The following is a 14950-nucleotide window of genomic DNA, read 5'->3' on the forward strand; positions in this document are numbered from 1 at the left end:
GTTCGTGCGGCAGTTGGCCGGTCGTCGTACTCTAACTGAAGCACGACGGCGGAGGGCGGCTTTGGGGGCGGGATCAGCTGACGCTGACCAGAACTTGGGGAATGCGGTCGAGGAGGCCTGGCCAACCGCTGCCCATGCCGTCGAGGGCTTGCTGCCCCATGGGCCTATCTTTGGAGGCCACTCGAGCTAGTCTTCAGTCCAGTACTGGGCAGTGGGATTCATTTTCGCGGCTAGTTTCCAAAAAGCGTCGTCCTTCATGTCGAACCAGCCATCTCCATCTTTGTAGAAGATGCCCTGCGTGAAGGCGGCGGCAAGAGTTGCAAGCATGTCCCTGATGGAGTTGTGCTTTAGCTTGTTTTCAACGTTTTCGAAGTTAAAGTCGTATACCGGCTGATGGTCGATCGCCGAGCAGTCTACGAATACGTAGCCCCCAGCGTTGTCTTCGAGAAGTGGAAGCCACGAAGAATTCTCGTGGTACTCGTTGACGAATCGGTCGTAAATTTCCAACGCTTCAGCAAGACTAAGAAGGTAATAGCCGGGCATCAAATACATGTCGTTCAAAAGTACGTCCGGGTCTGAGTTCGTCCCATCGTGCCATCCGTAGAGGGCAATGAGATCTGCGCCGGGCCGAAGGCCACGTGCTGTGAGTTCTTCGGTAACGGTTTGGGCGGGAAGTCCAGGCCTCAGCAGTTTTGATGCACCAAGTTGCAGTTGCGCCAAGGACTCATCGATGGTCGTCATCAACGCGGTCATGTCACGTTTCATGGAGCAAATCTCGCATGGGGTCTTCATTGATTCCAAAGGCTACATATGACTCGGGAACATCGGCGGCGGAGGGTGCCCTTGTGCCAGGCGCTGGCCGACGTTTGGCAGTCGATCAGTGGTGGCCCAAATCCCACGATGCAAGGCCGCCGCCGGGGAAGAGACCAAATCAACATCTTCGGACCGTTGACGGTCCAGGATCCAGAGCCGCAGCTGTTCACTGCTTCGCCGGTCCTGCTCGTATCCACCTCTTGAGCTCCAGGCGGGCCCCATCGACGAAACGAACAATCACCTGCATGGCGTTGGGTTCTTCACCCCACCCATCGTCGTATGCGCCATAGGCGTCATCGAGGTTAACCAACTCCTGGGCAACAGGGTGACCTTGATGGCCGACGACCCTGTGCGCCCAAGATGTGAGATCCCGTATCCGCGGGTTGCCTTCGACGGCCCGGCAGGCGTAGAAGTGGGCCACTATGAGCTTCGCTTCGTCGTCGGTCATCTCAACTGTTGCCAAGCCAAGCTCATTGAGGGCATCGTCGATGAGAGTTCGAAGCTCGAAAACATTAATGTGTGGTGAAGCTCCGGCAAGCTCTCGGAGTCCCTGGCCGTCGTGCCCTTCGAGCAAAGCCTCAGTCGCAGCCGAGATTGCGGCCGTTGCAGCGTCCTGCCTGATAACCCACAAAGCTCTCGCCGAAATCAGGTCAATTGCAGCCGAACTGATTTTCTCCACACCACTGCCTCTCGACGATTTTGGAGTTCCTGGGTCAACTTAAGGTGCCATGACGCATGGGCTTTTCCAGTCAGCTATAGCTTTTGGATATGCGAGGGAGCTACTCGGGCCCACTGGGCCGAGTTTGTCATTGAGCCAGACTATGAATCCGACGGACGGTATTGCGAAGGACGGGGCACCCACAATGCCCTGCCGGTATGGTCGAGCCGAAGTACGGCGGCAGAGCGTACCAGCCGTTTAGCTAACTCTTCGGATGGTGACGAGGTACCTAGGTGCGATGTATGTATGCACTCAATTTTGGGCGTTTCGTCACCTATCTTGGCCGAAGTAGCACCTAGTTCCAGGGTGTTGACCACTTTGATGCGGGTTTGGGGCGCAGGCTGTGAAAGTCAAAGCAAAGTGGTTCTTCACTAGGAGCAATGATGGTCTTGAAGCAGATCAGCGAGACCTTACCTGGATGGCGGAAGGGAAGGTGAATAAGCTTCCTTCCCGCTTATACGTGGCTATGTTCTTCCTGCTGGCAGTCAATTTTGCTCTCTGGCAGCCTTTTGTTTGGTGGTGGGGCGCAGCCGCGGCGCTAATGCTGGGATTCGCGTTCTACGGCCTCTACGTGCTGCGACGAAGCAAGGAGGAAGCTGCGCGTAAGTCGGCACAAGGATCAGATGAAGTAGACGTGGACTGAGGAGTGGGTTGAAGTCCAGCACGGCCACGGGCTAGAAAGTGGGCAGCCCCCAGCTCACTAGCCCGCCGCCAGGTGAGGACACGAGCAGAAAATGCTCAGGTCCGTTCAGAGTTCAAGCCTCGTAGCGGTCGTTTGCAGGGACATCGATTTCGCTCCCGTTCGCGAACTCCACATGCAGCGCACCTGCGTCGTTCGCGAATCCAGCTGTGAGGGTGGTGCGTGCAATCGAAAGCGCAGGACCCAGGAATGCTGGCTCTTTGGCTGGGTCGAGTTCATGTCGTACGCCGTTGGAAGTCTTGAAGCTGAACTCAGATCCAATCCTGAGGAGGAAGCCCCCCGCCGTTTCGATGCTAAATCCATAATCGACCAAGCACCGCACGATGGTGTCGGGAGCGGTAGGCCATGTCCGGAGCGGGGGCCGATCACCTGTTGGTTTGTTCATCCTCGCCCATCCATCCTCGTGTCTGCCGTCCGCACGAGTTCCTCAACTCCGCGCCTACAGCGTTTTTTGTAGCCGGATGCCACCCGTGGTGTGCATTAGCCGGGGCTTTGCATAGAGCCAAGCCATCAGCCCGAGCAACGGCACAGCGAACAACGCCAGTACCCACATGAGCCTTGCAGTTTGGCTGAGACTTCGGTCCCGAAGAACGTCGAAGACTGCCCAGGCGATCGATCCCATGACGAAGACCGCGGATAGGCCCGCCAATGCAGCCAGGGCCCACTGCCAAGGTTCCAAGCCGTCCCCCCTCGGTCCGGTCGCTTCGGTTCAAACTAGCACCATTGACTAATTGGTGGTGTCCTTGCTGGTGTTCGATTGTGTGTCTGAGCTGGCATTGAATTCCATGGCGGGGCCGCCCTCGCCCACGGTCGAGAAAGGAGGGCGTGTCTCTTAGGCGACAGCGGAGATTCAAGAGGATTTTGATATACGAATCCCACGGCCGGAAAAATGCTCCCAGAAGGTCTGAAGATCAACAACTAAGTCCCGCCCCGTTGTCAGGTGATGACTCGAAGGGCGATGGACGTGCACGTTGCCCGAACTGCTTACCCCTATGACAACCGCGAGATGCCCTGAGGCACCGTCCGAGTCGAAGGAATGACCGATCGAGGCAATGAATATGCCATCCTCCTGCACCGACTGAACGAGCTGCTCCTGAGCGCCAAAAGTCTCCGTGCTGGCCGAAAGGCCGTTACGTCGTGCGTGCTCGGCGAGTCCCTTGTGATTCCAGCCGGAGGCTTCACTGTAAGACCCGTCGGCAAGAAGTTCTTCGGTGATCGTCGAAGGCAAAAATCGGCGGTGAGGCACGAGTGCCGCATAGACCATTTGGAGGCATGCCACGCCGCACGACCTACCGTTCCAGAATTTGGCAGCCCTTAGGCTGGGGTACCCAAGATTTTCCCAGTCGTGGCTGAACATGGAGCTGAAGAACGGGATCACAGGGTCCAATTGGCTTTCTTTCATCTCATTCGGACGAGTTGAGGCCGGCAAGTTCATTTCCCACCCGCATTTATAGATAATGCGGAACGGCACTTAAAAACAATAGCAAACACGGAAGTACCCAATCAACCGTAATGGACAGGCATTTGTAGTCCTACGTATAGGCAACTACAAGAAAGATATTAATGTCAAATGCCTGTTGGTCGTGAGGCGGTGATCCTCGATTATTGCTTTATTTCAAGAAATTATAGGTTCTTGGCGTCATGTTTTCATCAGGAGGACCACTTAGTTTTTGGACTCCCATGTCGATTCTGCACTCTGCCGCTGAGTGGTGTTCCTCGTCCCTCTGGCCGGAGTCGACGATGTGGCCGGTGCCGTCGTGGAGTTGTCCCGGCCGCAGGGAGTCGCGGCGCGGGATTGGCCGATCTGGCATTCCTGACGCGGGGTTCCGGAATCTTGCCCCGCAGTCAGACCTGAAGGGAGCGTAGAGCGCGTCCCACAGCTAGCCACGTCTCCGCCGGCCGTGACAGGGCCCCAACTGTCCCTGACGTCCTTCTTCTTCGCCCGTCACCTTTGCCAGGGAAGGAGTTCGTTACGGGACTGATCCATAATTGACCTGTCCAGCTCGCTGGACGGCTTCGCGCAGGTGCGAGGCGGACTGCGGGTGCCATTGGGACCTAAAGGTTAGGCTTCTTGGACAACATCGTAGGGGGCGATTCTGAAAATGATGCGCTCAAGATCCGCGTTCTGAATATCGCGGCAACGGCCCTGCTGCTGATCGTTTCGACTCTGCAGTTCACAAAAGTAGTCGACGGGTTTTGGACTATGACGCTGCTCCTGCTTATCGCGGCCCCGACGACAGTTGCTTGGGTGATTCTTGAGAGACGGCAGGGCGCGGAAAAGATGCGAGGCGGCGGTAGGCGTACAGAATCGCGATGTTGGTTACCTACCCGTGGTGTGTATTAGCCAGGGCTTGGCATACAGCCAACCCATCAGGCCGATCAGCGGCACAGCGAACAACACCAGTTCAACTAGCACTAGTGACTAGTTGGTGGTGTCCTTGCTGGTGTTGGGTTGTGTGTCTCGGTTCTCGTCGCGGCGCCTTCTCCCCGGGCCATCCCCGGCAAACCCGGCAACGAACCCGAAGTCGTACTTTCCGTTCTCCGGGCGGGGCTCGCGCTCCAGTCGCAGGATGGATGTCGGCGTAATGAGTGCTTTCGCGATCCCACTCTCCGTTTCGAACGTAAAGGACCCAAAAACGGTAGGGTCCGTGCGGTCTCTCAGCAGGAGGGTTGTGTCCGGGCCATGTACTTCGGAAGCGACCGGATGATAGCGGTCCATGTGCCGGCCCCAGATGGGAAGGGAAAGGGGGAAGCAGAGCTTGACGGCTTCAGGAAAGGAAAACGGGATGCGGTCAATTGAAAGGCTGAAATCATCGGCGCCATCCGTCTGCATGGTGAGCGTTGTGCGGTCGAAGGTTCGGGTGCTTCCGTCCGGCAGCTCTTTGGCAGACCACATGAAGGCCCTTGGGTGCACCGAGATGGCGAAGCGCACCAGGTAGTTTCCACTCTGGCAGTATGAGGTGCCGTCGTACGAAGTTCCCTCTCCGCCGCCCATGGCCTTTCCGATCGCGATCGCCAGGTTCTCAGGAGAAGTGTCCACGCCTCATCCTTGCACGAGCCCGCTTAGGAGGGTTCGCCGTCGTTGTTTGTCAGCAGGAACTTGCGCAAAAGGTTGGCGAGCTGTGTGCGCTCGGTCTGGGACAGTCCGTCGAGCATCCGTTGCTGATTTTCCACGTGGTGCTCCACCACCTCGTCCACCAAGGTGCGACCCTCGGGGGTGAGGCTGATCAGCAATTGCCGACGGTTCTCGAGGTTGGTCTCCCTGTGAACGAGCCCGCGGGTGACGAGCCTGTCCACGCGGTTGGTCATGGCCGCGGAACCGATCATGGTGAGGCTAGCCAACCGCCCGGGCGTGAGCGGAGCTTCGGCGGCCGATCTGCGGAGCGTTGCCAGGACATCGAACTCCCACGGTTCCAACCCGAACCGCTTCATGAACTTCTGTACATCCAGTGAGGCCAGGCGGCTGGCCCTGTTCAGCCTACCCAGAACGCCCATGGAGCTGACGTCCACATCGGGGCGTTCCTTGTTCCACTGTTCAAGAATCAGGTCTACTGCGTCGCGGTCCATTTCCCTCCCGTGCTTGACCTCAAACAGTACAGCACCTACATTGTCCTACATCAAATAGTTCGACATCGAAATGTATGGAAATGAACAATGACTAAAGCGTCCCCTCGCGACCTCTTCATCACCGCCCTGGCACCGATGGTGTGGGGCTCCACGTACCTGGTGACTACCGAGTTCCTCCCCGCCGACCGACCTCTCCTCGCCGCAACCGTTCGGGCCCTGCCGGCTGGGCTCGTGTTGATGCTGGCCACCCGGACGTGGCCGCGGGGGAGTTGGTGGTTCAAAGCCGCGGCGTTGGGCGCGCTGAACATTGGGCTGTTCTTCTTCCTGTTGTTCTTCACCGCGTACCAGCTACCCGGCGGGCTCGCCGCGTTGGTGATGTCCGTCCAGCCGCTGTTCGTACTCTTCCTGGGCGTGCTGCTTCTGGGGGAGCGGATCCGTCTGATGCACGTCGTTGCCTGCGCGGTGGGAGCAGCCGGTGTTGGCTTGCTCGTCCTGCGATCCGACGCGACGCTTACTTTTGTGGGTGTGCTGGCCGGGATGGCGGCGGCGCTCAGCATGGCGGCGGGCATTGTGCTCACCAAGCGGTGGGGAAAGCCCGACGGCGTGGGGCTGCTTGGGTTTACCGGCCTGCAGTTGGCGATGGGTGGAGTCATGCTCCTGCCGGTCACGTTGATGGTTGAGGGGTTGCCGGGCTCAGTAACTGTTCCTAACCTGGCGGGCTTCGCTTACTTGAGCGTGATCGGAGCTTTGGTCGCTTATGCCGTGTGGTTCCGGGGTATCCAGCGGCTGCCGACGATGGTGGTCTCGTTTCTGGGATTTCTGAGCCCGCTGGTCGCGACGGTGCTGGGGTTCGTATTCCTGGGGGAGTCGTTGTCCGCGTGGCAGGTTGTGGGGGCTGTGTTGGTGCTAGGGGCGGTGGGGTTGGTTCAGGGGGCGGGTAGTATACGGAAGCCCGAGGTAACGCCGGCCTACTCCGTGGTGGATGTCTCTGCCCCGGGAACTAGTGAGGCAAAATGCTCGCGGCCTCTTGGAGCACGTGAAAGTCCTGTGCGTAGGTCGACTGAAGATGAGCTGAACCGCCGAAGGCACTCGGATGTTTGATGAAGCAAACAAGCCTTGAGCGCCCGCCTACGTGCATTTCGAAAATGTTCTGTTTGGGATCGGGCAGACCGTCCGGACCCTGTTTACCGAACTGTGGCCTGTCCACGAAGGCCGACGGATTGGCAGACCGAAGCGCTGTAGCGGCCTTTCCACCAACGACGACGACCAGTCCTGCGGGTGACGCTTCTAATATTCGCCCCATGTGCTTGGCAGAACAAAGCTGCACCGCTTCCTGCACTCCTTGTTCGTTTGCCGATTTACAGTGCACTACCTCGGTCATGACTGAGCGTTCGTACCAGGGGATGTCATTTCCAAGTAGCGCGTTGGTTTGTTTCTCGATCCATCCCCAGTAGCGTTCCTTTGACCCCCACATCGGTCCCCCGGCAACATGCGCTTCGTCTACTTTCCGGTGTCGTCTCTCACTAACCCAAACATGCTCGGGACTGAAGCGATTGATCATGAAGTCCGCTATATCGGTGTCCGACCAATCTGTAGTCGGATACTTTTCCGCGAACCTTTTGGAAGGCAGCTTTGCATCCGGAATTCCAGCGCTGATCGCAGGGTTCGAGGACAAAAAAACAACTTGTGCTTTTCCGAGGTTCCCCGCCCAAGCCTCCGGAACTTGAAAGGCCCCCGCATGGTTGTCCTGGGAACGAACAATCTTGTGGCAAGGATGCTCACGACCCGTTTGCGGATGGTTGGCCGCAGACAGCTCACTGCATCTGGCTACGCTAAGAGCAAGTTCGTCAAGAAAGACGGGCACAATTCCTCCTGTATTCGGTCGGCGGTTTTAGTATTTGCTTCGCGGAGTCCATTTCAAGGCCCCACTTCTAGCAGCACCTTCATGAATACTAAGCGTGTTCCGTCAATCACTCGGTTGACGCACACCTCATGGAGGGCCGGAAGGGCCGGTAAATGGGGCGTGCCGCTTATAGGCTTCCCGATCGGGCTTAGAGACGACTACGTAAAAACGTGTACCGTTCGTCGCTGCGGCCGTTCCACAGCGAACGACACCGACCCGCTCGAGGCCAGTCTGAGAAGACCCACAGACATTGTCATGGGGCAATGCTAATTGAGGGCTTCGCACGCGAGTCTCCTGCCATTGTCACCCCAACCTAATACCCTGGCGCAGTGAACATATTTGATGGGGGACTCGGGGGCACGGCGCTGCCTGAGGGACTATATGAGCTACTGCACACATCGAGCATCGAATCCAGCTTGTCGTTATTGCCGGAACTTGATGCGGTCGTCAGTGATGTCGATCAGGCAGACAGCCCCGAAGTGCTTTCGCGTCATATAGCTGACGTGGTCAAGGGTGCACTTACGGCTGCCAAGCCAGAGGATCGTGTGACCCTGGCTAACCGACTCTTGTCACAGCTCCAGCCCGATAACCGAGTCACATCGGGTCCTCGTCAATTACTCTCTCTGCACAAGCCGGACGCCCTTCAACGACGCCAGCCGAGGCGCCCCACGACGAAGCTCAGCGAGTCAGCGCTGCTCACAAACGGTAAGGACGACCCGAACCTCGCCGCTGAGCTTCGAACCGAGATTGACTCTGCTAACACCGTTGATCTGCTCTGCGCCTTCGTCCGCTGGACGGGTTTGAGGCTCCTGGAGCCCGCCCTGGACCAATTGAACGAGCGAGGTGTGAAGTTTAGAGTCATCACCACCACGTACATGGGCGCCACTGAACGCCGGGCGATCGATGAGCTCGTCCGTCGATACGGCGCCGAAGTGAAGATCAGCTACGAAACCCAAGCCACCCGTCTCCACGCGAAGGCCTGGCTTTTCAGGCGCAACACTCGTTTTGACACGGCCTACGTGGGGAGCTCCAATTTGAGCCAAGCCGCCCTGCTGGACGGGCTGGAATGGAACGTTCGCCTGAGTTCAATCGCGACGCCGGAGCTGCTGAAGAAGTTTGAGGTCACGTTTGACAGCTACTGGGAGCAGAAGGCTTTCCAGCCGTACGATCCAAACCGTGACGGCGACAAGCTGGATGCGGCGCTTGAACGCAACGGCGGGAAGCGAACGTCCGTCCCAAGCGGAGTCACCGGACTCGAAGTTGTGCCGTTCTTGCACCAGGAAGAAATGCTCGAGGACCTCGAAGCTGAACGGTCCAAGGGATACAACAAGAATCTCCTTGTGGCAGCGACCGGAACCGGTAAGACCGTGATAGCTGCGCTCGACTACAAGCGCCTCTGTGGAGCAGCTGGGAGGCCGCTGTCTCTGCTCTTCGTGGCCCACAGGCAAGAGATCCTTAAGCAGTCCATGAGCACCTATCGCAATGTCCTGCAGAACGGTTCCTTCGCCGAACTCTACGTTGGTGAGCATAAGCCGCAGGCCTGGACGCATGTCTTCGCATCTGTGCAGTCGCTGGCTGCGCTCGGGGTCCGGAACTTCGAAGCCGACCAATTCGACGTAGTCGTCATAGACGAGTTCCATCACGCATTAGCTCCTAGTTACCGCCAACTGCTCGACTATCTGGAACCCCAGCAGCTCCTCGGGCTCACTGCAACGCCGGAACGTGGGGACGGCGGGAACGTTGCCAAGGAGTTCTTCGACGGGCGTACGGCCAGCGAGCTCCGACTCTGGGATGCGCTGGACGCTGACCTCCTAGTACCGTTCCACTACTTCGGTGTCTCTGATGATGTAGATCTCAGCCGATTGGAGTGGAAGCGCGGCAATTATGACACCGCCGAACTTGACCGCCTGTATACCGGCAACGATGCTCGTGCTGCCAAGGTGATTCGCGAGCTCCGGGACAAGGTCATCGGCACCGAACACATGCGCGCGATCGGCTTCTGCGTTTCGGTTCAGCACGCGCACTACATGGCCAGAGTTTTTAACGACGCTGGCATCGTCTCGGTTGCGGTGGACGGCGGCACCGAGGAGAGCGCGCGTGCTGCTGCTCTGAATCAGCTGCGGAACCGCGAAATCAACTGCATTTTCGCAGTGGACATCTTCAATGAGGGTCTAGACATCCCCGAAGTAGACACCATCCTCATGCTGAGGCCCACGCAGAGCGCGACGATCTTCCTGCAACAACTGGGTCGGGGTCTGCGCCGCGCCGATGACAAGGCTGTGCTTACGGTCCTGGATTTCATCGGCCAACAGCGTCGTGAATTCCGCTTCGATCTGCGCTACCGAGCACTTACAGGCTACGGACGCAAGCAACTCGAGAAGGCCGTGGAGGACGAATTCCCGTTTCTTCCGTCCGGGTCACAAATCATGCTGGACCGCGTGGCCCAGAAGGTTGTGCTGGACAACATCAAAGCCCAGCTGCGCTACAGCCGGAATCAACTGACCAGGGACATCGCTTCGTATGGAAAGACCGAGCTCGCCGAGTACTTGCAGGAATCGGGCAACGACGTAAAGACCATCTACCGCTCGACCAAAGACTCTTGGACCGGCTACCTTCGCCAAGCTCAACTGATTGATGGCTTCTCGGGCTTGGAATCGGTGCTAAAGAACCTGCATCACGATCATTCCGACGCCGAGGAGAAAAAGCTATTGGGGCGGATGGCTGCTCTGATTCACGTTGATGATCCGGAACGCGCTGACGCCTATTCCATGCTGGTTTCAGCTGACGCGCCCCGCTACGCCGAACTGGGTGCGCGAGAGCAGACCTTCGCAAGAATGCTCTTCTACACACTTTGGGACGACGGCGGTGGCTTCAAGACCTACGACGACGGACTGGACCACCTTCGCGCGTATGGGTTTGTATGCAGTGAGATCCGCCAAGTCGTGCAGCTAGGCGTTGCAGCCTCGAAGCACGCCGGCAACAGTCTCGGGGCTGGGCTCCAGCACATTCCCCTGTTGTCGCACGCGACGTACCGGCGTGAAGAAGTTCTCGCTGCCCTTCAATATGGCTCCCTGGAACTCGGAAAAAATGTAAAGCACCGGGAGGGGGTTGCTTGGTGCCCGGGGACGGCAACGGATGCCTTCTTTGTTACCTTGCACAAAGACGACCGAAAGCATTCGGCGACGACTATGTACAAGGACTATGCGATCAGTCTCGAGCTATTTCATTGGGAGTCGCAGAATGCCACCTCGCCGACGAGCCCAACCGGCAAGCGTTATCTGGATCGGCGCGCTCATGGTTCGCAGATCGTCCTATTTACACGTGACACGGCAGATGATGAGACCGGCCTTACGGTTCCTTATACTTGTCTCGGGCAAGTTGACATCGTCCAGCACTCAGGGACTAAGCCGATTGCGATCACGTGGAAGCTGCAGCGTCCGATGCCAGCAAATGTCTTCGCTACTGCACGGTCCGCGGCCCAATAGGTCTGGGGCAATGTGATGTGCATATTTCGCTCAATCGTGTGCCGTTGACTACGGAGTTCAGCCAGCCAAACATCGAGCTTAGGGTTCAATTGTTGACCCATGTGTTTGAGTACAGCGAAAACGCTGGTCAGTCGTAACTGGGTTGCCACGAACTCACGCCCCTTTGGGCTTTCGACGCGATGCATGAAGAAGTGCATATGGCATGACCGCCAGGCCCTATCGCCCGGATTCCGTGGAGGGACACCGCGTTCTCATGGCTTACTGACACAAGGCGTTAGGCTACTTGGACGACATCGTAGGGGGACGATTTTGAAAATGACTACTACACGTAAGATCCGCGTTTTGAATATCGCAGCAACGATCCTGCTGCTGACAATTTTGACTCTGCAATTCGCAAAAGTAATCGACGGGTTCTGGACCATGACGCTCCTAGTGCTTATCGGGGCCCCTACGATCGTTGCCTGGGTGATTCTTGAAAGACGGCAGGGCGCGGAAGAGACGCGAGGCAGCGCGTAGGCTGCTCAAGGGAACGCGAGTTGCGTCCTTTAGAGGCTTCGTCGTTCACCCACCGGAATCGCTTGGCCAGTTCCTACATACGAAGCTCGCCGTCGCTCAAGGCGCGATATTAGCCAAGGGCTGGGGATTCGGGCGCCCTTACGCCGATTGCAGTGGCTGCAGGCCGCGACGAAATTCTGTAGCGAAGTCGCTCCACCCTTGGACCAGGGATAGAAGTGATCTCCGTGTTCTGCAGCCCGGGAGCAACGCCGCCCGAAGCCCGACTCCAGCTCGCAACGCCCGGATGCTCGCATCATTCCCTCATGTCGTTGGTACCGCGTGAACCGTCGCTGCGGATCACGACGACGAACGTCTTTTGCCCGCAACACAACAGCCACAACTAACAACGTCACAATCGCTGCGGTGGGCGGGCTTATAGCAAGCCAGAGGCCGCCAAACACTTCCTGTGAAACGCTTGAGACTGAGTCAGTATCGGAAGCGCTGATGACTCGCTGCTTTGCAAAGAACAGGTAGATTGCCGCAAACATCCATAACGCAGACACAGCGACTAACAGGCGAAGGGATTGGCGCGTCCAATAGATACGCTGCAATTCATTCTGAAATGACCGGCCCATTGTCATGCCGTGAGGCTAGCAGCATTACATGGCTTTTATGGGCGAGTTCGTGAAATATCAGTCCCCAGCAACTCGTCCCGCCACGTACTCCGCATCAAGCCCCACACCGCCAACGATCGCCGAGTAGTGCCGGGTCAGCCAGGGCAGCCCAACCACGTACAGCCCAGCTTGCTCCATCACGCCGCCGGAATGCTTCGGGTAGCCCCACTCGTCCACCACCGGCAGGTCGATAAGGCTGAAGTCGAGCTTGTACCCGGTGGCCCACAGGACGGTTGTAATGCCGGCGTCGGCCAAGTTCAACTGAGCGGGCCCAGTTGGCAGCCAGTCATCCGCCTCCACGGGCGGCTGCGACGGCGCATCAATCCCAGCCGCCGCGATGTAAGCGTCAATGGCTCTGCCCGAACGCTGTCCAAACAAGGACTCAACTGCCGCGAGACGTTCGGGGAGGTCGTCGCTGAAGGTGATGTCGCCGTCGTCGATTGATTCAACGTGGCCGTGCACGTGCATACCGCGACGTCCCAGCTCGCGGAGGTGAATGCTGTGGCCGCCGTCGATGCCGGAGAGCAGCGGGTTGGGGGCGAAGCGCAGCGCGGGGGAGGGGAGCGCCTGGGTGGTGAGGCCGTTGACTCCGTAGTCGGGGCCGTGCTTGCCGGTCTCAAGCATCCAGTAGATAAGGTCCTGGCCCCTATACCTGCGCGGCGCTTCAGGAACCATGGAGACGGAAAGATGGACGTCGCGGCCGGTGGCGTGAAGCTCCTCGGCGATCTGCCCGCCCGACTGCCCCGCGCCCACAATCAGCACCGCACCTTCCGGCAACTGTTGCGGATTGCGGTAATCGTGGGTGTGCAGTTGAGTCACACCGGCTGGGAGCTAGGCAGCGATGGCAGGGATCTTGGGGACCTGATATGCGCCAGTTGCGAAGACCACCTTTCGAGCTCGCAGGCTGCCCAAAGTCGTTTCAAGCTCGAAGTCGCCGCCGGAGGCGATGGACGCCTTGGTCACGTCGACGCCGGTGTGAACGGGTGCCGCTATCAGTTCGGCATAGCGCCTGAAGAGGTTCATCGCAGCGGTCCGGGGGATGAACGCCTGGCGATCGTCGCCGTCGTACGGCATGCCGGGGAGGTCCAGCGCGAGGTTGGGCGTGTTCATGTAGAAGCTGTCCCAGCGGTCCTGAAAAGCGCCGCCCAATGATTCCCGCCGCTCGAGGAGTTGATGTTCCACGCCGAAGTGAGTCAGCCAGTAACTCGTGGCGAGTCCTGCCTGGCCTGCACCAATGATGACCGTATCCGGGGCGGCTCCCATGGGGTGGAGTTTACGCTCGGGAGGAACTCCAAGATATAGCTCCGCGTAACGGCAAAGCCAAGGATTAGACCTTCTTCTTGGGCGCCTTCGCTTTAGGCTCCTTCGCGGGGAGCGATGCCACGTGCGCGAAGGCCTTCGCCACCCACGGCTCGGCCTCGGCGGGATGGTCATTCCATCCTTCCGGGAGCCCGACGTAGCCGCCCATGGGACGTTCCTCCGGCCCGAAAGGTTGGGTTTGCTGAGACGACTCAAGATCGGCCTTGTCAGTCTCTGAAAGCTTGACGCCGATGGTTGGACCGAAGAGTCCGGCAAACATGTTCCCGTTAACGAATGCACCCAGATTGCCGAACATGGGTTTGACCACCACGTCCGGGTGGTCGGGTACCACTGAGCGGAAGCGTTCCTTGTCCGCCTCGGACGGCTTTGGCATCTGCATGATTTCCTCGGATTTTGGCGCGCGGTTGACTCTGACTGCAGCATACGACGGCGGTGCGGAGCCAGCTAGGTCCGCTGATGGCGGTAGCCGCTTGGGGCGGCTTTGGCGTACCTCAAATGGATAAATTTCAGAAGAAGTGGGCTTACCGCTTCCCATCTCCCCAAATCTCTGTAGACTAGACGGTGTTGTTGTGTTTGGCATTTGGTAGTTCAGGCAGTCCCCATGATCCTTCCGGATCGTGACCTTCTGAAGTAACGGTGGAGAACACCCCACACCCGGAGACCCGAAAGTCGGGACAACTCTCCACCTTCAGTAAGGACTGAAAAAATGGCTACAGGTACCGTGAAATGGTTCAACTCCGAAAAGGGCTTCGGCTTCATCTCTCCTGAAGATGGCAGCCAGGACGTTTTCGCTCACTACTCTGCGATCAACTCCTCGGGCTACCGCTCCCTCGAAGAGAACCAGAAGGTTTCCTTCGACGTCGAGCAGGGCCCCAAGGGTCCCCAGGCAGTAAACATCCAGGCTATCTAGTCTTCGGATAACTCGAAGAGCAGGGCCGGTCACTGACCGGCCCTGCTTTTTTGTCTGCCCTCTTATAGAAGATATCTTCTAGCCATTGAAATGCGTTTAGAATACATATCCACATAGTGAATTACACCCATGTAATTCGTTCCCGTCTCTACGTAGCGTTGGGGGTAAATCAACCCGCAGAGCTGAGGGAGCACCCGTGGATCATCCCGCTACCGAACATCCCCACCACCTAGACGAGTCTCCAGAGCACCTACTTTTGCCCGGATCACCACCTAGTAGGACCCAAAAACGCCTGTGCAAGGCCGATTTGCCACCTAGTCCCGTTTTCAAGATCTAGCCTGCGAAGTGAGCCGCATGTCGGGCAT

General features: G+C 58.1%; 15 protein-coding genes and 1 pseudogene. 6 read left to right on the plus strand and 10 right to left on the minus strand.

The window, feature by feature from the left end:
- Positions 1-186: 186 nt before the first annotated feature.
- Positions 187-765 (minus strand): SMI1/KNR4 family protein, encoded by a 579-nt coding sequence (locus ABI796_RS05520; RefSeq protein ID WP_141283141.1) that lies wholly within the window; start codon positions 763-765, stop codon positions 187-189.
- Positions 766-979: 214 nt separating this feature from the next.
- Positions 980-1492, minus strand: a complete 513-nt coding sequence (locus ABI796_RS05525; protein ID WP_141283140.1) for a hypothetical protein — start codon at positions 1490-1492, stop codon at positions 980-982.
- A 382-nt stretch (positions 1493-1874) separates the two neighbouring features.
- On the opposite strand from ABI796_RS05525, the gene ABI796_RS05530 reads away from it, so the two are divergent.
- On the plus strand, positions 1875-2174 hold the full coding sequence (locus ABI796_RS05530) for a DUF4175 domain-containing protein (protein ID WP_141283139.1): 300 nt from the start codon (positions 1875-1877) through the stop codon (positions 2172-2174).
- Positions 2175-2286: 112 nt separating this feature from the next.
- On the opposite strand, the gene ABI796_RS05535 is transcribed toward ABI796_RS05530, so the two are convergent.
- The 3 genes from ABI796_RS05535 to ABI796_RS05545 all read right to left on the minus strand — a co-directional run bounded on the left by ABI796_RS05535 (position 2287) and on the right by ABI796_RS05545 (position 3702).
- Positions 2287-2616 carry a DUF6188 family protein gene (locus ABI796_RS05535; protein ID WP_367998312.1) on the minus strand — a complete coding sequence of 110 codons (330 nt, stop codon included), beginning with the start codon at positions 2614-2616 and terminating at the stop codon, positions 2287-2289.
- 54 nt (positions 2617-2670) lie between these two features.
- On the minus strand, positions 2671-2910 hold the full coding sequence (locus ABI796_RS05540; protein ID WP_141283138.1) for a PLD nuclease N-terminal domain-containing protein: 240 nt from the start codon (positions 2908-2910) through the stop codon (positions 2671-2673).
- Positions 2911-3081: 171 nt separating this feature from the next.
- On the minus strand, positions 3082-3702 hold the full coding sequence (locus ABI796_RS05545; protein WP_246095748.1) for a papain-like cysteine protease family protein: 621 nt from the start codon (positions 3700-3702) through the stop codon (positions 3082-3084).
- Positions 3703-4302: 600 nt separating this feature from the next.
- Between ABI796_RS05545 and ABI796_RS05550 the strand changes: the two genes are divergently transcribed.
- Positions 4303-4575 carry a hypothetical protein gene (locus ABI796_RS05550; RefSeq protein WP_141283137.1) on the plus strand — a complete coding sequence of 91 codons (273 nt, stop codon included), beginning with the start codon at positions 4303-4305 and terminating at the stop codon, positions 4573-4575.
- A gap of 78 nt (positions 4576-4653) precedes the next feature.
- Here ABI796_RS05550 and ABI796_RS05555 read toward each other — a convergent pair whose 3' ends face one another.
- Positions 4654-5271 (minus strand): hypothetical protein, encoded by a 618-nt coding sequence (locus tag ABI796_RS05555; protein ID WP_141283136.1) that lies wholly within the window; start codon positions 5269-5271, stop codon positions 4654-4656.
- Positions 5272-5294: 23 nt separating this feature from the next.
- Positions 5295-5798 (minus strand): MarR family winged helix-turn-helix transcriptional regulator, encoded by a 504-nt coding sequence (locus tag ABI796_RS05560; RefSeq protein ID WP_141283135.1) that lies wholly within the window; start codon positions 5796-5798, stop codon positions 5295-5297.
- 87 nt (positions 5799-5885) lie between these two features.
- On the opposite strand from ABI796_RS05560, the gene ABI796_RS05565 reads away from it, so the two are divergent.
- The 3 genes from ABI796_RS05565 (at position 5886) to ABI796_RS05575 (ending at position 11702) form a co-directional block, all read left to right on the plus strand.
- Positions 5886-6899 carry an EamA family transporter gene (locus tag ABI796_RS05565; protein ID WP_246095747.1) on the plus strand — a complete coding sequence of 338 codons (1014 nt, stop codon included), beginning with the start codon at positions 5886-5888 and terminating at the stop codon, positions 6897-6899.
- Positions 6900-8066: 1167 nt separating this feature from the next.
- The gene (locus ABI796_RS05570; protein WP_373092934.1) at positions 8067-11186 is read left to right on the plus strand and encodes a DUF3427 domain-containing protein; all 3120 of its coding nucleotides are present in this window, start codon (positions 8067-8069) and stop codon (positions 11184-11186) included.
- Positions 11187-11501: 315 nt separating this feature from the next.
- The gene (locus ABI796_RS05575) at positions 11502-11702 is read left to right on the plus strand and encodes a hypothetical protein (RefSeq protein ID WP_303542419.1); all 201 of its coding nucleotides are present in this window, start codon (positions 11502-11504) and stop codon (positions 11700-11702) included.
- Between the two features lie 29 nt (positions 11703-11731).
- Here ABI796_RS05575 and ABI796_RS05580 read toward each other — a convergent pair whose 3' ends face one another.
- The 3 genes and pseudogenes from ABI796_RS05580 to ABI796_RS05590 form a co-directional block, all read right to left on the minus strand.
- The gene (locus tag ABI796_RS05580; RefSeq protein ID WP_336623244.1) at positions 11732-12322 is read right to left on the minus strand and encodes an HNH endonuclease signature motif containing protein; all 591 of its coding nucleotides are present in this window, start codon (positions 12320-12322) and stop codon (positions 11732-11734) included.
- 51 nt (positions 12323-12373) lie between these two features.
- A pseudogene (locus ABI796_RS05585) lies at positions 12374-13618 on the minus strand (flavin-containing monooxygenase).
- 64 nt (positions 13619-13682) lie between these two features.
- The gene (locus ABI796_RS05590; protein WP_141283134.1) at positions 13683-14054 is read right to left on the minus strand and encodes a TfoX/Sxy family protein; all 372 of its coding nucleotides are present in this window, start codon (positions 14052-14054) and stop codon (positions 13683-13685) included.
- Positions 14055-14381: 327 nt separating this feature from the next.
- On the opposite strand from ABI796_RS05590, the gene ABI796_RS05595 reads away from it, so the two are divergent.
- Positions 14382-14585 carry a cold-shock protein gene (locus ABI796_RS05595; protein ID WP_011773907.1) on the plus strand — a complete coding sequence of 68 codons (204 nt, stop codon included), beginning with the start codon at positions 14382-14384 and terminating at the stop codon, positions 14583-14585.
- Positions 14586-14950 lie beyond the last annotated feature (365 nt).

The sequence above is a fragment of the Paenarthrobacter aurescens genome (genome assembly GCF_041549525.1).
Classification (GTDB): domain Bacteria; phylum Actinomycetota; class Actinomycetes; order Actinomycetales; family Micrococcaceae; genus Arthrobacter; species Arthrobacter aurescens.